A 19,886-nucleotide genomic window follows, 5' to 3' on the forward strand; every position below is an offset into this window, starting at 1 on the left:
AGTTTTCGTTCATAAAGAAGAGAAGGAGAGGTTCCTTCTCTTTTTTTTAAAATTTGAATTTGTTATCTTCCTCTCGTCACCCCGCTAGATGCTGGTAATGTACATACATCAACATTATTCAGTGCGTGGGCTGGTCGTTATCACCATTTATCCTGATGTTGCAAGCTCACTGGTTTCCATCATCGATTCTCTGGTGTGGGGGCATAGGCAATGATTTGATAGAATCCTTGATTGATTGCCGTTCATCCAAGCTGAGCAGAAATAACAGGGATGTCGGAGAAACGGTTAAAATCATGCCTGTTTCACATTCAAGGCAATACGATGGTAGACCAAATCCGAACAGAATTGACCCCAGCGCAGTTGTTTGAAAACAATCGCCGTTGGGCGCAAGCGATACACGATAAAGATGCAGATTTTTTTAAAAAACTTGCTGCACAACAAAATCCGGAATACTTGTGGATAGGTTGTTCTGATAGCAGAGTTCCGGCAAATGAATTACTTGGTTTGCTTCCCGGTGAATTATTTGTTCACCGTAATATTGCCAATGTTGTCGTTCATTCAGACTTAAATTGTTTGTCTGTGTTGCAGTTTGCGGTTGACGTCTTGGGCGTAAAGCACATTATTATTTGTGGCCATTATGGTTGTTCCGGCGTACACGCAGCAATGACGGGTGGACGTGTTGGCTTGGCTGATAACTGGCTTCGTCATGTGCAAGACGTGCACCAAAAATACGAACGTTATATGGGCGAAACCCTGAATCTGAAAGAACGTGGCGATCGTTTGTGCGAACTCAACGTAATCGAACAAGTGGTTAATGTTTGCAAGACGACGGTGATTCAGGATGCGTGGGAGCGCGGACAAGAGGTTACGGTACATGGTTGGGTATATGGCTTGCAAGATGGTTTGCTCAGTGAGCTCGGCATGACGGTCAGTTCCCCTGAGACGCTGGCTGGCCATGTGAAGGCAAGTCTGGCGCGCTATTCTGGATCAATTTAATTGACGAAAAATTGGGGGCAATGTTGCTCCCAATTTACTTTAGCTTTTAATGGTATGCTGAACTTTTTGTTTTTATGCTTAACTGTTTTTATACATTAAGCTGACTGAACTTAAGCAAATTGCCGGGTAAAAAAGTGAATCTTATACAGCCAAAAAAATTGCTTTTATCCAAGTGGACTGCGATGGAAATCGTTGCTAAACAAAAGCATTTTATTGTGACCAAACTGGTTGAGCCAATGGACCCCGATCAGCCGCCAGAGTTGATCGAAATTGAAGCGGTCTATAGCAAGGCTGTGCGCCAGATTCCCTGGCGCGACTTATGCGATGATAGTCAATGGCAGCGGGGGTGGAAATGAGTTTAGATTCTTTTCCGCCAAATATGCGCGCATTGGTGATTGGTTCGACTGGTGCGATTGGCGCTGCGTTTGTGCGACTCCTGCACGCGCATCGTGCTGATGCGCAGGTGATTGAGTTGCATCGCCACTCAAGACCGGCGATTGATTTTACGAACGAACAGAGCATAGAGCGAGCTGCACAGGCTGTAGCGCCGCAGGGGCCGTTTCACCTGATCATTAACGCCACAGGTATTTTGCATGGTGATAATTTTATGCCAGAGAAAAAACTGGCTGACCTGGAATACCAATACCTCAAACATATTTTTGAAATCAATACGTTTGGACCAGCTTTGGTCATGCGTTACTTCACGCCCTTACTTGACCGGGAGCGCGGTGTGATGGCGTTGTTATCTGCAAAGGTGGGGAGCATAGAAGATAATCGCTTAGGTGGTTGGTACAGCTACCGCGCTTCAAAAGCGGCACTGAATATGTTGGTTAAAACGGCAGCGATAGAATTAAAACGTAGTCAGAAAAATGCCGTTTTATTGGCTTTGCATCCGGGTACCGTGCAATCCGGACTGTCGCAACCGTTCCGTGGTGGAAGTCTGGCCAGAAATGCGGATGATGCGGTTACAGATATGCTCAATGTGATTAATCAAAAAACACCTGATCAATCGGGTAAATTTTATACCTACGATGATCAGCAGCTACCATGGTAGCCGCTCTCGTCTGTTTCAATTCTTCAAGTCACTAAGCGATAGCCTACGCCGGTTTCAGTAATAAAATGCTTAGGCTGGGCCGGTTCACGTTCTAGTTTCTGACGCAAATTCGCCATGTAAATTCTGAGGTAATGACTACTTTCAGAATGGTTTGGCCCCCATACTTCTTTGAGTAACTGCTGATGCGTCATGACTTTACCGGCGTTGCGTGCCAACACCGATAACAGACGATATTCGAGTGGGCTCAGGTGGATGGCTTCTTCGCCGCGCGTCACGGTGCGCAAGCCAAAGTTAATGTTGACTTCGCCAAACTGAAAAATCGATTCAGCCTGCGCATTTGCAGGTTGACGGCGGCGCAAGTGCGCACGGATACGTGCAATCAATTCGGCCGCTCCGAAGGGTTTGCTCAGGTAGTCATCGGCACCCGCATCGAGTGCGGCGACTTTTTCCTGTTCTTGCGTGCGGGCCGATAAAACGATGATCGGCACTTCACTCCAGCTACGCACGTCACGTATGACGTCGAGACCGTTCATGTCAGGCAAACCAAGATCGACGATCAACAAGTCAGGTTTGCGTGTGGCACAAGTAATTAAGCCTTGTTTTCCGGTTTCACTTTCATAAACTTCCATCCCTTCTGCCTCAAATGCAGCAGTAAGAAACCGACGGATTTGTTTTTCGTCTTCTATCAGGACGATGTGTATTTTGCTTTCGCTCATGCTATTTCCGACTCGATGACAGGGGGCATTGCGGGCGCATTGCCAATAGGAAGAGAGAAGGTAAATTGTGCGCCCCCATCTTCCAGCGTTTCTCCCCAGATTTTACCACCGTGTGCATTGACAATGGCTTCACAGATTGCCAGACCCAGACCAACCCCAGGGCTCGCTGATTCGACATCACCACGCGTGAATTTTTCAAAAATATTGATACCCGTTGGTAAGCCCGGGCCGTTGTCGGTAATGACGACCCAGACGTCGTCTTTGTGTTTGACGGCAGCTAAGTGAATCATTCCTTCGCCGTACTTAGCCGCATTCTCAATTAAATTGCACAGTACACGTTCAATTAACACCGCATCAAAAGAAAGCAAAGGAAGGTCTTTTGGAATATTGGTTTCCAATTGATGACCGATCAGACTGTGGTGGCATGCGCGCAGTGCACTGCCAACCACTTCTTCCAATGGTTGCCATTGCAAATTCAAATTGATTTTACCGGATTGCAGGCGTGCCATATCTAACAAGTTGGCCACCAAACCGCTCATCCTGAGGGCTTCTTCATGAATAGCATGACTTAATTCGTGACGTTTTTCTTCGGTTAAATCAGTTTGTTCATCAAGGGTGCTGGCTAAACCAACGATGGCGGTCAATGGTGTGCGTAAATCATGCGAAATAGCCGAGAGCAGTGAGTTACGCAGACGTTCTGCCTCCATATTGATCAGCGCATCTTGGGCAACGTCGACATAATGTACGCGCTCTAAAGCCAGTGCAATTTGGGAAGCGAAGGTATCCAATAATTGCTGCTGCTCTGGTTGGAAAATCTGTTGCTGATCATGCGGTGCAATCGCCAGCACGCCGCGCGTGCGCATGGGCGCTTGCAAAGGGATATACAACACCGCATTAGAGGGCAGAGTATTGGTACCTAGCCCAGCTTTTTGTGCGTTATCGTAGACCCATTGCGCGACATCGGTATCGAGCTCTTGTAAGGTTGATTTCTCATTGCCACCAGACACTGGTGGACGTACTTTTTCGTGGCTATCTGGCAGCAAGACTGCAACTTTGGCCTGGAACACTGGTGCTACATGTTCGGTACTGATTTCGATAATTTGCTCTATCATCAATGCGCCTGACAAAGATTTTGTCATGGTATAGAGCGCATCGGCACGGCGTTCGCGGTAGTGCGCGATACGTGCCTGAAAGCGCAGATTCGCCATCAAATTACTGATGATTAGCGATACCGCCAGCATAATCGCAAACGTAAATAAATACTGGCTATCGCTGACGCTGAAAGAAAATCGTGGGGGCACGAAGAAAAAATCAAAACTCGCCACACTCAGGAAAGACGCAAGTATAGATGCGCCTCTCCCAAAGCGAATCGCAATAAATACAACGGCCAACAAATACAACATTACCACATTAGCGAGATCAAAAATTTGCGTCAAACCTGCACTGATGAGAGTCGCACCCATACAAACGACTGCTGTCCAGATGTAATCGCTGGTGCTGGTTTTCTTTTCTTGTTCAGAGTTCAAATGGCTTGTGCCAACGATGCCGCGTGATTTTTCTGAACTGGCTTCCAGATCATGTCCCACCATCACAATATCGATATCTTTGGTGCGGTTTGCCAGTTCATCAGCGAGACTATTCCGACGCAAACGTTCCCAAGCAGGACGTAAAGATTTGCCAATAACGATTTTTGAGACATTGCGACTTTGTGCATAGCTCAATAGCAGCGTTGGTAAGCTTTCACCTGCCAGCGTTGTGGTCTCGGCACCTAACTCTTGCGCAAGTTTGAGCGTTTTCATAATCGCTTCGCGCTTGTCGTTGTTAAGATTCTGTAGCTTTGGCGTTTCGACATAAACCGCGATCCAATCAGCCCGCAGGCTAGCAGCAAGGCGTGCTGCGCCGCGTACTAATTTGCTGGCGCTTTCATCGGGGCCTATGCAAACCAGCAAACGCTCTTTGGCTTGCCAGACTGTATTGATAGACTGGTCTGCGCGGTAATCGCGCATTTGGACGTCAACCTGATCGGCGGTGCGGCGCAATGCCAGTTCACGCAAGGCGATCAGATTCCCTTTGCGGAAAAAATTCTTGGCAGCCCGTTGGGCCTGTTGTTCCAGGTAAACTTTGCCTTCTTTGAGGCGGCGTAGTAATTCATCCGGTGGCAGATCAACCAGCGTAATTTCATCGGCTTGATCAAACACTTTGTCTGGCACCGTTTCCCAAACACGAATGCCGGTAATTTGCCCCACGACGTCATTGAGTGTTTCTAAATGCTGTACATTGACGGTCGTGTAGACGTTGATTCCGGCGGCGAGTAATTCTTCGATATCTTGCCAGCGTTTGGCATGGCGTGATCCGGCGACGTTGGAATGGGCTAATTCGTCCATCAATATCAGATCGGGATGACGCAGCAAAGCTTCGTCAATATCAAACTCGGACAGAATGCGGTCTTTGTACTGAATTTTTTTCGGCGGTAAGACGTCGAGGTTTTGACTGATTTGTACCGTATCTTGTCGACCATGTGTTTCGACGACGCCGACTAATACGTCAACGCCATTGGCTTTCTGCGCGTGCGCGGCATTCAGCATCGCGTAGGTTTTACCGACTCCGGCACAGGCACCGAAAAAAATTTTCAAGCGACCACGTTGTTGTCGCTGGTCATCGCGCTGGATTTTATCTAGCAGTGCATCTGGATCGGGACGGTAGGTATTCATTGTCTCAATAGTGAAATTGCCCGGTAAGACTATGCAAGACCGGGCAGGATTATTGTGCATGCCGATTGCATGCACAATGTATTTCTGATTTATAACAACTTAATGCAATTGATCAAGCGCCAGATTCAGTTCAAGTACATTAACGCGTGCTTCGCCAAATAAGCCAAATTGTGGTTCTTTAGTGTTGCTTGCAATTAAATCACGGACTTGTTCCACTTTCAAGCCGCGTGCTTTTGCTACACGTTGCGCTTGATAAGTTGCTGCCGCTGGACTGATTTCAGGATCCAAACCACTACCTGATGCTGTGACCAGATCAACAGGAATTGCTGCTTTGTTCTCTGGGTCTGCATCGTGCAATGCCTTGATGCGATCTTCGATAGCTGCTTTCAATGCTGGATTAGTTGGACCCTGGTTAGAACCGCCAGATGCCAGACCATTGTAAGCAAAAGTACCAGCGCCGGATGGTCTGCCCCAAAAATTCTTTGGATCAGAGAAATTTTGGCCAATTAATTTCGAGCCTAAAATTTTTCCATCTTTTTCGATAATACTGCCATTCGCCTGATTGTTAAAAGCGACCTTGCCTACACCTGTTACCGCTAATGGATAAACGATGCCGGTCACTGCGGTCAACAAAACGAAGGAAGCGACTAAGGGACGTAAAATTTTCATGATGTGCTTTCGATTCTTTTCGTTTTATACCAGACCAAAGATGGTAAGGATGATGTCGATCAATTTAATACCAATGAACGGTACGATCAAACCACCTACACCATAGACCAGTAAGTTACGACGCAATAAAACATCAGCGCCCAGGGCACGATATTTAACACCTTTCAATGCCAATGGAATCAAGAACACGATGATCAATGCATTGAAAATAACTGCCGACATGATCGCACTTGCCGGGCTGGTCAAATGCATCAGATTTAATGCATTCAACTGTGGGTAGGTTGTGGCAAACATCGCAGGAATAATCGCGAAGTATTTAGCAACGTCATTGGCAATGCTGAAGGTCGTCAGAGAACCGCGTGTCATCAGCATTTGCTTACCGATCTCAACGATTTCGATCAATTTGGTTGGGTTAGAATCCAGATCGACCATGTTACCGGCTTCTTTCGCTGCCTGAGTACCGCTGTTCATCGCTACCGCTACGTCAGCTTGTGCCAGTGCTGGGGCATCGTTGGTACCGTCACCAGTCATCGCCACCAACTTGCCTTCGGCCTGATGGGAACGGATTAATTTCAATTTATCTTCTGGTGTTGCTTCCGCCAGGAAATCATCCACGCCTGCTTCAGCCGCGATGGCAGCAGCTGTTAAGCGATTGTCACCGGTGATCATAATGGTTTTGATACCCATTTTGCGCAATTCGGCGAAGCGTTCTTTGATACCACCTTTCACGATATCTTTGAGCTCAATTACACCCATGACACGTTGGTCATCAATGACCACCAAAGGTGTACTACCCTGGCGTGCAACCTGATCAACGGTGTCTATCACTGCTTGTGGGAAACTATGGCCCATTTCAGTGAAGTATTTGCGGGTCGCATCGACAGAGCCTTTACGAATTTTGCGAACGACACCAGCCTGGTTCAGATCAACACCACTCATACGGGTTTGTGCCGTAAAGGGGATGAATTCTGCACCCAGCGCTTGAATATCACGTTCACGCAATTGGAATTTTTGCTTCGCCAGAATAACGATACTACGACCTTCTGGTGTTTCATCTGCCAGCGAAGACAATTGTGCTGCATCTGCCAATTGTTCTTCAGTTACGCCTGGGGCAGGGTAGAACGTGGACGCCTGACGATTACCCAAAGTAATCGTACCGGTTTTGTCCAGCAACAAAACGTCAACGTCACCAGCTGCTTCAACCGCACGACCAGAAGTTGCAATCACGTTGGCTTGCATCATACGGCTCATACCCGCCACACCAATCGCTGACAACAACCCACCAATGGTCGTTGGGATCAAGCACACCAGCAATGCGACCAATACGGTGATGGTTACTGGTGTACCAGCACCGGAAGCTTCAACGCTGAATTGGGAGAATGGCAGCAAAGTGACAGTCGCTAACAGGAACACGATAGTCAATGCGACCAACAAAATCGTCAAGGCGATTTCATTTGGTGTTTTTTGACGTTTCGCACCCTCGACCATGGCGATCATACGATCCAAGAATGCTTCCCCTGGATTGACAGTCACGCGTACGATGATCCAGTCAGACAATACACGGGTACCACCAGTGACGGCACTGAAGTCACCGCCGGATTCGCGGATGACGGGTGCAGATTCACCGGTAATCGCGGATTCATCGACAGAAGCAACACCTTCGATGACTTCACCATCAGCTGGTACGACGTCATTGGCTTCGATCAGAATGATATCGCCTTTGCGTAAGGTCGAACCACTGACTAACATTTGTGGTGCGTTACGTTTAGCTGTCGCCAGTTTTTTAGCGCGTACATCTTGTTTAGCACCACGCAGGGATTCTGCCTGAGCTTTACTACGGCCCTCTGCCAATGCTTCTGCAAAGTTGGCAAACAGGACGGTAAACCACAACCATAAACTGACAGCAAGAATGAAACCTGCTGGTGCTTCGCCTTTGCTGACGTAGGCTTGAACGGTTAATGCGGAGGTCAGAATACTACCGATATACACCACAAACATAACCGGATTTTTCATCTGGATTTGTGGTTGCAATTTGCGGAAAGCATCGACAATCGCTGGTTTTACTATGCTGGAATTCAGCAACGATAATTCGACTTTATGGCTCATTTTCTTCTTTCTTTTATTGGGCGATCATGGTCAGGTGTTCAACGATAGGACCGAGCGCCAATGCAGGGATGTAGGTCAATGCACCTACAATAATCACTGTACCGAGCAGCAGAGCGACAAACAGCGGGCCATGCGTAGGCAAGGTACCTGCAGTCGCTGCCAGACGTTTTTTACGTGCCATCGCACCGGCAACTGCCAGAATAGGAATGATGATGAAGAAACGACCAAACCACATTGCAATTGCTAACATCGTGTTATAGAACGGTGTGTTTGCATTCAAACCTGCAAATGCGCTACCGTTGTTATTTGCTGCAGAGACGAACGCATATAAAATTTCTGTGAAGCCATGCGCACCCGGATTTGATATGCCTGCTTTACCATCTGCAACCATGACCGAGATCGCCGTACCAACCAGTACCAACAATGGGCCAATCAGAATAGTGATGGCGATCATTTTCATTTCAAATGCTTCGATTTTCTTGCCCAGATATTCTGGCGTACGACCAATCATCAAGCCCGCAATAAACACTGCCATGATCGCGAAAATCAACATGCCGTACATACCTGCACCGACACCACCAAACACCACTTCACCCAGCTTCATCAATACCAGTGGTACCATGCCGCCGATCGGTGTAAATGAATCATGCATAGAGTTCACGGCGCCGCAGGATGCTGCTGTGGTAATTGTTGCGAACAAGCCAGAAGCTGCGATACCGAAACGAGTTTCCTTCCCTTCCATATTGCCGCCAGCCTGAGACATTGCTGGCGTACTGTTCATCGCCTGATCGAGACCTAATTTTGCGAACACCGGATTACCTTGTTGTTCTGCGACGATAGCGATACCGGCAAACGTCACAAACAAGATAGCCATGACTGCAAAAATTGCCCAACCCTGACGTTTATCACCTACCATTTTGCCGAACGTGATACACAATGCCGCTGGGATAATAAAGATCGCGATCATTTGTAAAAAGTTCGAAAACGGCGTTGGGTTTTCATAAGGATGTGCGGAGTTCGCATTGAAGAAACCACCACCATTGGTGCCGACCATTTTGATCGCTTCTTGTGAAGCGACCGGACCCATAGGCAAAGTTTGTGTCGTCGTGCTTTGCGCTTCCATGACTGGTTTACCAGCCGCATCATTGATTGGTGCGCCAGCAGCATCGACTTTAGGAATGGTGTAGTCGAGCTTTTCAACTAATTGCGCAGTTTTGTAGGCGTCAAAGTTTTGGATCACGCCTTGGCTCAAAAATCCAACAGCAAATACAAACGACAACGGAACCAGAATGTACAAAGTGCCGCGTGTCAGATCAACCCAAAAATTACCGATGCTTTGTACGGTGTGACGTGCAAAACCGCGAATCAGTGCAACTGCGACGGCCAGACCTGTCGCAGCGGAGAAAAAGTTTTGTACGCTTAAACCCGTCATTTGAGTCAAATAACTCATGGTGGTTTCTGGCGTATAACTTTGCCAGTTGGTATTGGTGACAAAACTAATCGCTGTATTGAACGATGAGTCCGTACCAACGCCAGGCAAAGCCTGAGGATTCAATGGTAAAACTAGTTGCAGACGTTGCAAGGCATAAACTACGATCACGCCAAGGACGTTAAATGCCATTAATGTGACGGCATAGTGCTTCCACGACATTTCTTCAGCAGGATCAACTCCGAAAATTTTGTAGAAGAATTTTTCTACAGGTTGCAACAACCATGAAAGGGCGTTCTTTTCGCCGCTCATGACTTTATTGATATACAGACCCAAAGGCACGGCAAGTACTGTCAGTACCACCATATACAGTGCGATTTGGAAAAAGGCTGAGTGATTCATCAGAATGCCTCCGGTTTCAACAGGGCATACACCAGATAAACCAACAACAAAGCGGAAACTACCGCTGCGATAATTTGAAACAGGCTCATAAGCCGCCTCCAAGATGGCTGCAACCCTTGATCAGGGCAAATGTACATACTGCAAATACCAGCATGTATCCCAAATATAAAAATTCCATATGACCTCCAGTGAATTCCTTTAATGACAGTTAGCACGATATGGAAAATGGGATAAAGATGTCGTATAGCTTGAATGGTGCTGTATAAAAAATGTGTAAACGTCGTTATATATATGGTCAAAAGTCCATTTTTACGAAAGGTGCCTGCTCGATTAACACCGGAGCGGCTCTCATCAATTGAGTCGACTTTTCCTCGTAACGGTACATATTTACGCTGTTTTTGAATGCTGACTTTTTATTAAGTTAACTTGTTCAAGAAAAGATTTCACCAAGCGATTCTCTTTGCGTTCGGCAAGGCAGTAGACATAGGTTTTTGTGACGACCGGATCGCCTTCAATGCGGAGGCGGTGAATTCTTGGATCTGGAACAAATTCAGCCTCAGAAACAGCGCCTAAACCTAGCCCGCGTGCGACTGCTTCGCGTAGTGCTTCACGGCTGCCTATTTCCATTGCAATACGTGGCGTTACGCCAGCAGCTTTTAGTACACTTTCTAATTCCAGGCGTGTTTTGGAACCGTGTTCGCGCATGATCAAAGCTTGCCCCTGTAGCTCGCTCAAAGAAATAACATCGCGTTTGGCAAACGGGTGGTTGACATGGGCAAATAACACTACCGCATGTTCTGCGTACGGGATCGCCATAAAGCGCGGATCATCGTTATAGCTCGCTAAAACTGCCACATCAGTGACGTAATTTTCCAGATCGTTCAAGGTATCGACCGAATTACTCAGGCGAACGGATAACTCGATATTCGGATAACACTGTCGATATGCATCAATGATCTCCACCACATGAAAAGGCCCGACCGCGCCGATTTTCAGATGTCCGGTATTTAACTCGCCGGAATTACATAACAAGCTATGCGCATCGACTTCTAATTCCGCAATCTTTTGGGCAATAGGAAGCAAGCGCTGTCCCGTGTCGGTCAATTGCAGGCGTCGCCCACGGCGATGAAAAAGTTCGACATTAAATTGCTTTTCCAGCGCCTGAACCTGGGCTGTTAGCGTCGGTTGACTAACGCCTTGCACACGTGCAGCAGCACTAAAACCGCCATGGCGGGCAACGACTAAAAACGCGCGGAGTTGGCTTGGGGTCATATATCGATTTAATGTATAGATTTTATCTATAGTTTGATATGATTTTTTTGATTATATCAATAATGAACTAGTCACAATTGCTTTTTATACTTTCTACACCTGACCAAAATGTTGGTCAGTTATATTTAATTTCTTTTATCCTGCTTGCGAGAAAAATGATGAAAAAAACCATACGACGCTTCGCTGCTCTCCTCCTGGCATTATCCTTTAGCAGCCTTAGTGCTTCGGCTGAAACTCTGACTATTGGTCTGATTCCATCTGAAGATGCTCAGGCAATGTTAAAAAATAGTAAAGCTGTGATGGACAGCATCCAAACGCAGACAGGCATGACAGTAAGGCCATTTATTGCAACGGATTACAACGGCATCATAGAGGCACTGCGCGCCAAAAAACTTGATGTTGCTTATCTGGGACCATTTTCTTATGTACTCGCCAGCAGTATTGCTAACGTGGAAGCGTTTGCCGTTGCTGAAACTAAGAAAACCGGTAAAAGCTCTTACAAGAGCCTGATCATTGTTCGTAAAGACAGTAATCTCAAAGATTTGAATCAACTCAAAGACCACACCATGGCATTTGTTGATCCGACTTCCACATCGGGACATTTATTTCCGGCAGCTGGTTTGCAAAAAAATGGTATCGATCCGAATAAATTTTTTTCTCGTGTGATTTTCTCTGGTTCGCATGATGCCAGTATTCTTGCCGTCGCCAATAAAAAGGTAGATGCCGCCGCCGTAGCTGATCGCATTTATTTCGCAGCCATCGCTAGTGGTACCGTGAAAGAAAGTGATTTCAATATTGTCTGGACTTCACCGGATATTCCCGAGTCACCGATGGTCTGGCGCAAAGATTTGTCGCCTGAATTAAAGGTGAAAATTGCAGCTGCATTTGCGAATGTCAAAAATCTCGAATGGGGTGACCAAGGTGTGTTGAACGGCTTTCAGAAGACTAATGATGCTGCCTACAATCCGGTTCGTGAGACTGCACAGATTTTGAACCTGAACCTGAAGACCATGAAATGATACGCATTAGAGCATTACACAAGTACTATGGTGACAACCACATTTTGCGCGGAATTGATCTCGACGTAAAACAGGGTGAATTTCTTGTCATTCTTGGACCATCCGGCGCGGGCAAATCTACTTTGTTACGTTGTATCAATGGCTTAGTACAAGCGGATGCTGGCGAGTTGCAAGCTGTGGGTTTTGATGCCATGGATACGCGGCAATATCGTAACTTGAGGCAGCAGGTTGCGATGATATTCCAGCATCACAATGTTATGTTGCGTTTGTCTGTATTGAAAAATGTTTTGACTGGCCGGTTAGGACAAATGTCAGTGTTTGCATCGATTTGCCAATGGTTCTCGACAGCGGATGTGGAACTGGCGATGGATTGTTTACGGCGTGTGGAGCTTGATCACAAAGCCCATGCCAGAACCGATGCATTGTCGGGCGGGCAGCGACAGCGGGTAGGGATTGCACGTGCTCTGGCACAAAAACCCAAGGTGATACTGGCTGATGAACCCGTGGCTAGTTTGGATCCCAAAACCTCACGCATGGTGTTGCACTATTTGCGTGCTGCTTGTGATGAACTGGGTATCACGGTGATTTGTAATTTACATCAGGTCGATTATGCGCGTGAATTTGGTGACCGTATTGTCGGACTTTCCGGTGGCAAGTTGGTGTTTGACGGCACGAGTGATGAGTTACGCGACAGCGCATTAAATTTGATTTATTCGGGTACAACCTTTCCTCAAATTTTACCTGTAACCGCAGAGACCAATACATCAACAGAACTGTTGGTACAGGGAGTTGCATCATGAAATTTGCCAGCTATAAAAACCATGTCTGGATTGCGCCAAGACCAAGCGGCTTGCGATCCTGGTTAATATCAATTGCTACTCTGGTGACGGTCATCTATGTGCTGCGTTGGAGTGCGCAGGGAACAGAACTGAATTGGAATGAATTGGCGGGTGGTTTGCCGCAGATTGCAGATTTTTTACAGCGCTCGTTTCCTCCCAATTGGCAGGTTATGGGGAATTTACTCAAACCAGCGATTGAGACTGTACAGATCGCAATTTGGGGCACCTTGTTGGGGCTATTTTTCGCTATTCCGATTTCTTTTTTAGCCGCCAGAAATCTGAACAAGAACCGCTATTTATATCAAACGGTGCGTCAGCTGTTGAATGTGATTCGTAGTATCAACGAATTGATCTTGGCTTTGGTTTTTGTTTCTGCGGTGGGACTCGGACCATTTCCTGGCGTGTTGGCTTTGGCTTTACATGGCATTGGCATGATAGGAAAATTTTTTGCCGAAAGCATAGAAGAGATAGATGAAGGGCCTTTGGAAGCTTTGCGATCGACCGGTGCCCGACCTTTGCAAGTGATCGCGTTTGGCGTGATTCCGCAAGTTTTGACGGCGTGGATTGCCATTATTTTATATCGCTTTGAAGTCAATTTACGACAGGCGACGGTGCTGGGTATGGTGGGCGCAGGAGGTCTTGGATTTGAGCTGGTGAATAGCCTGAAGCTGTTTAAATATCAGGATACCGCGAGTTGCATCATTGTCGTGACGTTGATGGTAGTGATTGCCGATACCGTGTCTAGCCGACTACGTTATGCGATTCAAGACGGTAGCCACTGATTGCTTTTAACGACGTTCTGGCCTATTACAAATCAAAGCGGTTGATGCTGATGTAGATATTGATCTAGATCTAGAGGCATCGCCGCATTCTTTGGAAAATATTATGTGGAATTTTTATAATCCGGTGGCGATCCACGCGGGACTGGATAGTCTCGTCCATCTGCCACAGGTGTTGCAAGGTCGGCGTGCCTTATTGATTACATTTAAAGAAGCGGAACAAATTGGGTTGACCGCGCGTGTCCGCGCCTTATTGGGTGATCAGTTGGTCGCGATTGAGTCGGACGTCTTGCCGAATCCTGATGTGCGCTGGCTGGCAACTATGTATGAACGAATCTGGTCTGCTCATCCGGATGTTGAATGTTTGTTGGCCTTAGGCGGCGGTAGCGTGATTGATTGCGCCAAAGCGATATTAACTAAAACTGCTTCTGGAGGCTTTGCAGAAATCGCTGCCCACTTACGTGATGGCGTTGCATTATCCGGTGTTGACGCTAAGCGTTTAATTGCTATTCCTACTACCGCTGGTACAGGTAGTGAAGTAACGCCATGGGCGACGATCTGGGACACAGATGCGAATAAAAAATATTCTTTGCATCAGGATTGGACCTGGCCAGAGGTGGCAATCATCGATCCCGGTTTGATGCTCAGTCTGCCACCTGCAGTAACGCTGGCGAGTGGGTTGGATGCCCTGTCGCATGCATTAGAATCTATTTGGAATATTCATCGCAATCCCGTTTCTATGAGTCTTGCGGCGTCTGCAGCGCACAGCATCATCAAAACGCTGCCACTTTTAATGAAAGAGCCGCAACAGTTACACTTGCGTGAACTGATGGCGACGGCTGCATTGCAAGCCGGATTAGCATTTTCCAATACCAAAACAGCATTGGCGCATGCGCTTTCGTATGACATTACTTTGCATCATGGCGTGGCACACGGCATTGCCTGTTCCTTTTCTTTGCCGCACGTGATGCGATTAGCGTTCGCTTATGATCCTGAGGTCGACGCTTGTTTGCTTAATATTTTTGAGGTTAATAATGCTACTGATGCGATCATTGCACTGACAACATTTTTGGAAAATTTAGAAGTAAGTACTAATCCGAATGCATATGGGATTAAAGAAAGCTGGGACAGTATGGTTGGCGATGCTTTACTTGGTGCGCGGGGACGCAACTTTATCAGCAACCGCGTTGCCCGGACAGCATAAAAATGCGGAATGGGAGATGTAGATGGGGATAGGGGTTTTACTGAATTGCTATTGCAAATAAAAAACAAGGCAGGGAGGAGAAACCCACCTTGTTTTTATGGGAGACTAAATTAGAAGGTTTTTGTAGCCATCAATACTGCGCTGTTTTTACCCATGAATTTGCCATTCGCAGCAGAAGCATAGAATGTTTTGTCTGCATTGGTACCGACAGCAGCGAGGCTGACGACAACGCCACCCAGTTGTTTAAATTCTTTGCTGACGCCGACTTTGTAGTCAGTGTAAGTCGCAGCGCTGGAGTTCATGCCTTGTACTTTTTGGTAACCAACGTGCAGGTTCAGTGTTAAACCTTCGCTGATTTCGATATTTGCACCTGCGTCCAGGTAGCCACTGTTTTTACTGTCAACGATACCGAACAATGGTGTTACTGCGTGAGAGTATTTGATATACGCAGGACCGTAGCCGAGCTGACCGTAGATTTCTAGTGTGTTTGCATCTTTTAAACCAACGTTAGTCAGATTATTGTTGATATAGACGTAGCCCAGTACGCCGACGTCATAAGAGATGTCTTTTGTTACTTCACCGCGTTTACCAGCGTAGATATCCCACTCTGCCGGAGTGCTGCCAGCGCCTGGTGTGTCAGAAATCCATTTGATTGTCGACAACCAGGTACCAGCGTACAAGCCAGTCGGATTGTTGGTGTAGTCTGCCCCACCTTGTAATGCTGGGTCTAAACGTGTTTGAGAGATGCCACGATAGCGATAGTCGCTTGCCAGGCTGGCGTTGAAAGTAACTTCGTTATCTGGTTTAACTTCATCTGCAAATGCAGCGCCAGAGGAAATGAGAGTAGCAATGACGCTCAAAAACAGGATATTTTTCTTCATGTGATCTTCCTTTTTATCGCCGCCAACATGGCGACTTGATAGTGGTCAGAATAACGGTGAAGGTGTAAAAACGGTGCAAAGATAGTCTAGGTGAATGTATAGATCGCGTAAACCTGGATTTGTAAAAAAAGCATCAACGAGTGAAATTGTGCCAAAAATGTCGGTTTCTGATCCAAAAAATCCATTTTGGAAATATTTTTTAGCCGAGTGAGCGTTGAAAAGATTAAAAAATTGCCCCAGCCTCATTTTCAGGGGGGGCAATTTTTATTGCACTTTGGGCGCAGTTAGTAGTTGGTGTGTTAAAAACAGTGTTCGGGTGCAGGGAAGGTTTTGTCTTTTACTGCTGCAACATAGGCCAATACTGCGGCGTCGATATTGGTTTGACCTTCCATGAAATTTTTCACGAAGCGCGCTTTACGACCTGGGAAAACACCAAGCAGGTCGTGCATGACCAACACCTGACCAGAACAATCAACACCAGCGCCTATGCCAATAGTAGGTATATCTAAACTATCAGTCACTTCTTTACCCAAAGTTGCTGGAATTGCTTCTAAAACCAGCAAACTGGCACCTGCGGCTTGTACTGCCAAGGCTTCCATTTTGAGTAAACCTGCGGTGGCGTCGGTTTTTCCTTGTACTTTATAGCCACCTAATACATTGACAGACTGTGGCGTCAGGCCTAGATGTGCGCAAACCGGAATTGCGCGTTCGGTCAGAAATTTGATCGTCGGTGCTAGCCAGTTACCCCCTTCAAGTTTAACCATTTGCGCACCAGCTTGTATTAGTTGCACGGCGTTTTGGAACGCGGTCTCTGGTGTCCCATAGCTGCCAAACGGCATGTCAGCGACGATTAAAGCTTTTTTATTGCCACGTGCCACAGCCGCAGTGTGATAAGCAACATCTGCTACCGACACTGGTAAAGTCGATTCGTGGCCCTGGCAAACCATACCGAGGGAGTCGCCTATCAATAAAATATCGACACCACAGCGGTCCATGAGTGCTGCGAAACTCGCGTCATAACAAGTCAGCATGGTGATTTTCTCGCCCTGAACTCTCATGTTCTGTAAGCCAGGAACACTGACAGCTTTACGATCTTGTAAATATTCAGCCATTCTTTTCTCCAAAGGTGATGCTGCCATTTGATTTTTTTGTGACAGCTGGTTTGGTCTCCACCATAACCTCAGACTACGATTTTATTATTGAGTTGACATTCATGAGCCAAGCTGTGCACTCGTGTTGCGCAGTCTAACTCAAATTCTATTTTTGCTATTAAGGCGTTACTTCGCTATCTGCTAATTGAAAAATTACCTGATCCCTGACGCTATCGAGTAAATCAGCTGCTTTTCCGTGTTCTGGAATACTAATATCTGGTGCAATTTGCACTAAAGGTAGCAGCACAAACGCACGTTCGGTCATGCGCGGATGCGGCACGGTCAGGGTTTCCGTGGCTATCTTTTCTGTGCCGTAGAGTAATACGTCCAGATCCAGTGTGCGTGGGGCGTTACGATACGGGCGTTCACGACCAAATGTCAGTTCTATCGCTTGCAAGGCCTCCAGCAGACTTTGCGCACTCAGACTTGTTTGTAACTCGACGACCGCATTAACGTAGTCGTCGCCGCTGGAATCTATCGGTGCGCTGCTATACAAGGTGGAAGCGCTCGTTAGTTTGCATCCTGCTATGTGTGCAAGCTGGTCAATCGCCTCTCTTACGGTTTGCCGTGCGTTACCCAGATTGGCACCGATGCCAATGTACGATTTAATCATTCTTCGGCTTTTGCCTTATTTGGCGCACGTCGGCGCGGCTTACGTTTTTTTGCGGCAGGTGCGCCACTCGCTTTAGGCTTAGTGTTGATGAGCTTTTCACGCTGTTCAGCATCGCCGTTGATGAAACCGGTCCACCATTCACCGATTTCAGCATCAATTTCACCGCTGGCGCAGCGTAGTAGCAAGAAATCATAGCCAGCGCGCAGACGCTGATGTTCCAGCATTTTGTAGGGTGTTTTACCGACGCGTTTTTCAAAACGTGGTTGCATAGCCCAGATATCACGCATATCCGCGCCGATTTTGCGTTGTATAGCCAAGGCATCTGTTTGCGCATTCAGCACATCATCGGCGGCCAGATGCAAGGCCGGGATAGGGAATTCACCCGCGGCTTTGTAAGCATCCCATTTTTCCAGCACTTGATGCCAAAGCAATGACGCAAACAAAAAGCTCGGCGAAACTGGTTTGCCTTGTTGTACACGTTCGTCGGTATTGGCGAGTGACAGTGTGACAAATTTTTCACCTAAAGGTTGTTCCATCACCACGTCTAGCAGGGGCATCAGACCGTGATGTAAACCTTCTTTGCGTAATTGCTGCAAACATGCCATTGCGTGTCCGCTGGTCAGCAATTTCAACATTTCATCAAATACGCGAGCGGCTGGAACATTGTTAATCAACGGTGCCATGACGCCGATCGGTGCCCGGGTTGCGGCATCAATTTCAAATTGCAGCTTTGCTGCAAAGCGCACTACGCGCAGCATGCGTACTGGGTCTTCTCGATAACGTGCTTCGGGAACGCCGATGATGCGCAGTGTCTTTTTACGGATATCTTTAATACCGCCGTGATAGTCGAACACCGTTTGTGATGCAGGATCGTAATACATTGCGTTAATCGTGAAATCGCGGCGCGCAGCATCTTCATGCTGTTCACCGAACGTATTGTCGCGCAACACGCGCCCATGTTCATCTTTGGGGGGCGCGTCATTGGACGGCCCGCGGAAGGTTGTTACTTCGAGCAAATCCTGACCAAACATGACGTGGACGATTTGAAAACGGCGGCCAATGATGAAGGCGCGACGGAACAAACGCTTTACCTGCTCAGGTGTCGCATTGGTCGCAATATCGAAATCTTTTGGCTTGACGCCGGTTAGCAGGTCACGCACGGCACCGCCGACGATAAAGGCTTTAAAACCGTTCTCTTGTAAAGTCTGCGTGACGCGGATGGCGTTGGCTGATACCAATTTGGGGTTGATGCCATGCTCTTTGGCGGTCAACATGGTTGGCTTAGGATTAGCTTTGCCAGACTCAGCGGAATTTTTTACACCGAGTATTTTGCGGATAAATTTCTTAATCATTGCTTGCGAGTTATTGCTGATGAAACAGGTTAATCTGAGGCCATCCGCGCGCTTGTGCATGAGCACTGAGTTTGGCGTTTGGATTGGTGGCGACCGGATGCGTTACAACCTCAAGCAGAGGTATATCGTTGTGCGAGTCGCTGTAAAAATAGCTATGACTAAAATCACTGAGTTCTTGATCACGCTGGCGCAACCAATCATGCAGATGGACGACTTTGCCAGAGCCAGAAGTAGGTACGCCAATCAATTTACCGGTGACATTGAGATGTGCGTCCAGTTCTGGCGCTGCTGCTAATAAATGTTCTACTCCTAAGGCGGCGGCAATGGGAGTTGTCACAAAGCGGTTGGTAGCAGTGATGATCGCAATCAGATCACCTTGGTCCTGATGTTTTTTCAATAGATCAAATGCTGCAGGTAGCAAGGCAGGTTGTATTACCTCTTGCATAAACTGCGCATGAAACTCATCGAGTTGCGGGCGTTTGAATTGCGACAGGGTTCCTAAGGCAAATTCCAGATATTCCACAGGATCTAAAGTACCAGCCTGATATTGCGCAAAAAAATCGGCATTGCGGCGGGCAAATGCTGCGGCATCGACGGCGCCGATACGGCATAAAAATTGACCCCATTCATAATCTGAATCAATTGGTATCAGCGTGTGGTCGAGATCAAATAAAGCTAATTGACGCATAAATA

At 47.1% G+C, this 19,886-nt stretch carries 19 protein-coding genes; 7 read left to right on the forward strand and 12 right to left on the reverse strand.

The window, feature by feature from the left end; translation table 11 throughout:
* The first annotated feature begins 321 nt into the window (after positions 1-321).
* The 3 genes from can to ACO0KY_RS14765 all read left to right on the forward strand — a co-directional run bounded on the left by can (position 322) and on the right by ACO0KY_RS14765 (position 2,050).
* Entirely contained in the window at positions 322-996 is a 675-nt protein-coding gene (gene can, locus ACO0KY_RS14755; protein WP_186913758.1) for a carbonate dehydratase, read from the forward strand.
* A gap of 134 nt (positions 997-1,130) precedes the next feature.
* On the forward strand, positions 1,131-1,352 hold the full coding sequence (locus ACO0KY_RS14760) for a TIGR02450 family Trp-rich protein (protein WP_186913759.1): 222 nt from the start codon (positions 1,131-1,133) through the stop codon (positions 1,350-1,352).
* A complete protein-coding gene (locus tag ACO0KY_RS14765; RefSeq protein WP_423047270.1) occupies positions 1,349-2,050 on the forward strand; it encodes an SDR family NAD(P)-dependent oxidoreductase in 702 nt (233 codons plus the stop codon). The genes ACO0KY_RS14760 and ACO0KY_RS14765 overlap by 4 nt, the downstream gene beginning before the upstream one ends.
* 23 nt (positions 2,051-2,073) lie before the next feature.
* On the opposite strand, the gene kdpE is transcribed toward ACO0KY_RS14765, so the two are convergent.
* The 7 genes from kdpE to ACO0KY_RS14800 all read right to left on the reverse strand — a co-directional run bounded on the left by kdpE (position 2,074) and on the right by ACO0KY_RS14800 (position 11,355).
* A complete protein-coding gene (gene kdpE / locus ACO0KY_RS14770; protein WP_423000368.1) occupies positions 2,074-2,766 on the reverse strand; it encodes a two-component system response regulator KdpE in 693 nt (230 codons plus the stop codon).
* The gene (locus ACO0KY_RS14775) at positions 2,763-5,477 is read right to left on the reverse strand and encodes a DUF4118 domain-containing protein (protein ID WP_423047272.1); all 2,715 of its coding nucleotides are present in this window, start codon (positions 5,475-5,477) and stop codon (positions 2,763-2,765) included. Before ACO0KY_RS14775 ends, kdpE begins: the two co-directional genes overlap by 4 nt.
* Positions 5,478-5,576: 99 nt before the next feature.
* The gene (kdpC, locus tag ACO0KY_RS14780) at positions 5,577-6,146 is read right to left on the reverse strand and encodes a potassium-transporting ATPase subunit KdpC (RefSeq protein ID WP_423047274.1); all 570 of its coding nucleotides are present in this window, start codon (positions 6,144-6,146) and stop codon (positions 5,577-5,579) included.
* A 24-nt stretch (positions 6,147-6,170) separates the two neighbouring features.
* Complete coding sequence (gene kdpB / locus ACO0KY_RS14785; RefSeq protein WP_423047276.1) at positions 6,171-8,252, reverse strand: potassium-transporting ATPase subunit KdpB; 2,082 nt, start codon at positions 8,250-8,252, stop codon at positions 6,171-6,173.
* A 13-nt stretch (positions 8,253-8,265) separates the two neighbouring features.
* The gene (gene kdpA, locus ACO0KY_RS14790; RefSeq protein ID WP_423047278.1) at positions 8,266-10,083 is read right to left on the reverse strand and encodes a potassium-transporting ATPase subunit KdpA; all 1,818 of its coding nucleotides are present in this window, start codon (positions 10,081-10,083) and stop codon (positions 8,266-8,268) included.
* Positions 10,083-10,172 (reverse strand): K(+)-transporting ATPase subunit F, encoded by a 90-nt coding sequence (kdpF, locus tag ACO0KY_RS14795; RefSeq protein WP_186913766.1) that lies wholly within the window; start codon positions 10,170-10,172, stop codon positions 10,083-10,085. The genes kdpA and kdpF overlap by 1 nt, the downstream gene beginning before the upstream one ends.
* 298 nt (positions 10,173-10,470) lie before the next feature.
* Positions 10,471-11,355, reverse strand: a complete 885-nt coding sequence (locus ACO0KY_RS14800; RefSeq protein WP_423047280.1) for a LysR substrate-binding domain-containing protein — start codon at positions 11,353-11,355, stop codon at positions 10,471-10,473.
* A gap of 158 nt (positions 11,356-11,513) precedes the next feature.
* Between ACO0KY_RS14800 and phnD the strand changes: the two genes are divergently transcribed.
* The 4 genes from phnD to psrA all read left to right on the forward strand — a co-directional run bounded on the left by phnD (position 11,514) and on the right by psrA (position 15,196).
* Entirely contained in the window at positions 11,514-12,374 is an 861-nt protein-coding gene (gene phnD, locus ACO0KY_RS14805; protein WP_423047282.1) for a phosphonate ABC transporter substrate-binding protein, read from the forward strand.
* Positions 12,371-13,174, forward strand: coding sequence for a phosphonate ABC transporter ATP-binding protein (gene phnC / locus ACO0KY_RS14810; RefSeq protein ID WP_423047284.1), 804 nt, complete (start codon positions 12,371-12,373; stop codon positions 13,172-13,174). The genes phnD and phnC overlap by 4 nt, the downstream gene beginning before the upstream one ends.
* Positions 13,171-13,995, forward strand: a complete 825-nt coding sequence (gene phnE, locus ACO0KY_RS14815) for a phosphonate ABC transporter, permease protein PhnE (protein WP_423047286.1) — start codon at positions 13,171-13,173, stop codon at positions 13,993-13,995. The genes phnC and phnE overlap by 4 nt, the downstream gene beginning before the upstream one ends.
* Positions 13,996-14,098: 103 nt before the next feature.
* Positions 14,099-15,196: an iron-containing alcohol dehydrogenase PsrA gene (gene psrA / locus ACO0KY_RS14820; RefSeq protein ID WP_423047287.1), complete on the forward strand. Its 1,098-nt coding sequence runs from the start codon at positions 14,099-14,101 to the stop codon at positions 15,194-15,196.
* 110 nt (positions 15,197-15,306) lie between these two features.
* On the opposite strand, the gene ACO0KY_RS14825 is transcribed toward psrA, so the two are convergent.
* The 5 genes from ACO0KY_RS14825 to ACO0KY_RS14845 all read right to left on the reverse strand — a co-directional run bounded on the left by ACO0KY_RS14825 (position 15,307) and on the right by ACO0KY_RS14845 (position 19,881).
* Positions 15,307-16,077 carry a TorF family putative porin gene (locus ACO0KY_RS14825; protein WP_423047289.1) on the reverse strand — a complete coding sequence of 257 codons (771 nt, stop codon included), beginning with the start codon at positions 16,075-16,077 and terminating at the stop codon, positions 15,307-15,309.
* 299 nt (positions 16,078-16,376) lie between these two features.
* On the reverse strand, positions 16,377-17,189 hold the full coding sequence (gene panB, locus ACO0KY_RS14830) for a 3-methyl-2-oxobutanoate hydroxymethyltransferase (protein ID WP_423047291.1): 813 nt from the start codon (positions 17,187-17,189) through the stop codon (positions 16,377-16,379).
* Between the two features lie 157 nt (positions 17,190-17,346).
* On the reverse strand, positions 17,347-17,841 hold the full coding sequence (gene folK / locus ACO0KY_RS14835; RefSeq protein WP_423047293.1) for a 2-amino-4-hydroxy-6-hydroxymethyldihydropteridine diphosphokinase: 495 nt from the start codon (positions 17,839-17,841) through the stop codon (positions 17,347-17,349).
* Positions 17,838-19,193: a polynucleotide adenylyltransferase PcnB gene (gene pcnB / locus ACO0KY_RS14840; RefSeq protein ID WP_423047295.1), complete on the reverse strand. Its 1,356-nt coding sequence runs from the start codon at positions 19,191-19,193 to the stop codon at positions 17,838-17,840. The genes folK and pcnB overlap by 4 nt, the downstream gene beginning before the upstream one ends.
* Positions 19,194-19,203: 10 nt before the next feature.
* Complete coding sequence (locus tag ACO0KY_RS14845) at positions 19,204-19,881, reverse strand: HAD family hydrolase (protein ID WP_423047297.1); 678 nt, start codon at positions 19,879-19,881, stop codon at positions 19,204-19,206.
* Positions 19,882-19,886 lie beyond the last annotated feature (5 nt).

The sequence above is a fragment of the Undibacterium sp. Dicai25W genome (genome assembly GCF_049340505.1).
Taxonomy (GTDB): Bacteria; Pseudomonadota; Gammaproteobacteria; order Burkholderiales; family Burkholderiaceae_D; genus Undibacterium; species Undibacterium jejuense.

Excerpts from the sequence above, each read along its gene's own strand:
- can (WP_186913758.1), top strand. The coding sequence starts at position 322 with ATGGTAGACCAAATCCGAACAGAATTGACCCCAGCGCAGTTGTTTGAA.
- ACO0KY_RS14765 (WP_423047270.1), top strand. The coding sequence starts at position 1,349 with ATGAGTTTAGATTCTTTTCCGCCAAATATGCGCGCATTGGTGATTGGT.
- kdpE (WP_423000368.1), bottom strand. The coding sequence starts at position 2,766 with ATGAGCGAAAGCAAAATACACATCGTCCTGATAGAAGACGAAAAACAA.
- ACO0KY_RS14775 (WP_423047272.1), bottom strand. The coding sequence starts at position 5,477 with ATGAATACCTACCGTCCCGATCCAGATGCACTGCTAGATAAAATCCAG.
- kdpC (WP_423047274.1), bottom strand. The coding sequence starts at position 6,146 with ATGAAAATTTTACGTCCCTTAGTCGCTTCCTTCGTTTTGTTGACCGCA.
- kdpB (WP_423047276.1), bottom strand. The coding sequence starts at position 8,252 with ATGAGCCATAAAGTCGAATTATCGTTGCTGAATTCCAGCATAGTAAAA.
- kdpA (WP_423047278.1), bottom strand. The coding sequence starts at position 10,083 with ATGAATCACTCAGCCTTTTTCCAAATCGCACTGTATATGGTGGTACTG.
- kdpF (WP_186913766.1), bottom strand. The coding sequence starts at position 10,172 with ATGAGCCTGTTTCAAATTATCGCAGCGGTAGTTTCCGCTTTGTTGTTG.
- ACO0KY_RS14800 (WP_423047280.1), bottom strand. The coding sequence starts at position 11,355 with ATGACCCCAAGCCAACTCCGCGCGTTTTTAGTCGTTGCCCGCCATGGC.
- phnD (WP_423047282.1), top strand. The coding sequence starts at position 11,514 with ATGAAAAAAACCATACGACGCTTCGCTGCTCTCCTCCTGGCATTATCC.
- phnC (WP_423047284.1), top strand. The coding sequence starts at position 12,371 with ATGATACGCATTAGAGCATTACACAAGTACTATGGTGACAACCACATT.
- phnE (WP_423047286.1), top strand. The coding sequence starts at position 13,171 with ATGAAATTTGCCAGCTATAAAAACCATGTCTGGATTGCGCCAAGACCA.
- psrA (WP_423047287.1), top strand. The coding sequence starts at position 14,099 with ATGTGGAATTTTTATAATCCGGTGGCGATCCACGCGGGACTGGATAGT.
- ACO0KY_RS14825 (WP_423047289.1), bottom strand. The coding sequence starts at position 16,077 with ATGAAGAAAAATATCCTGTTTTTGAGCGTCATTGCTACTCTCATTTCC.
- panB (WP_423047291.1), bottom strand. The coding sequence starts at position 17,189 with ATGGCTGAATATTTACAAGATCGTAAAGCTGTCAGTGTTCCTGGCTTA.
- folK (WP_423047293.1), bottom strand. The coding sequence starts at position 17,841 with ATGATTAAATCGTACATTGGCATCGGTGCCAATCTGGGTAACGCACGG.
- pcnB (WP_423047295.1), bottom strand. The coding sequence starts at position 19,193 with ATGATTAAGAAATTTATCCGCAAAATACTCGGTGTAAAAAATTCCGCT.
- ACO0KY_RS14845 (WP_423047297.1), bottom strand. The coding sequence starts at position 19,881 with ATGCGTCAATTAGCTTTATTTGATCTCGACCACACGCTGATACCAATT.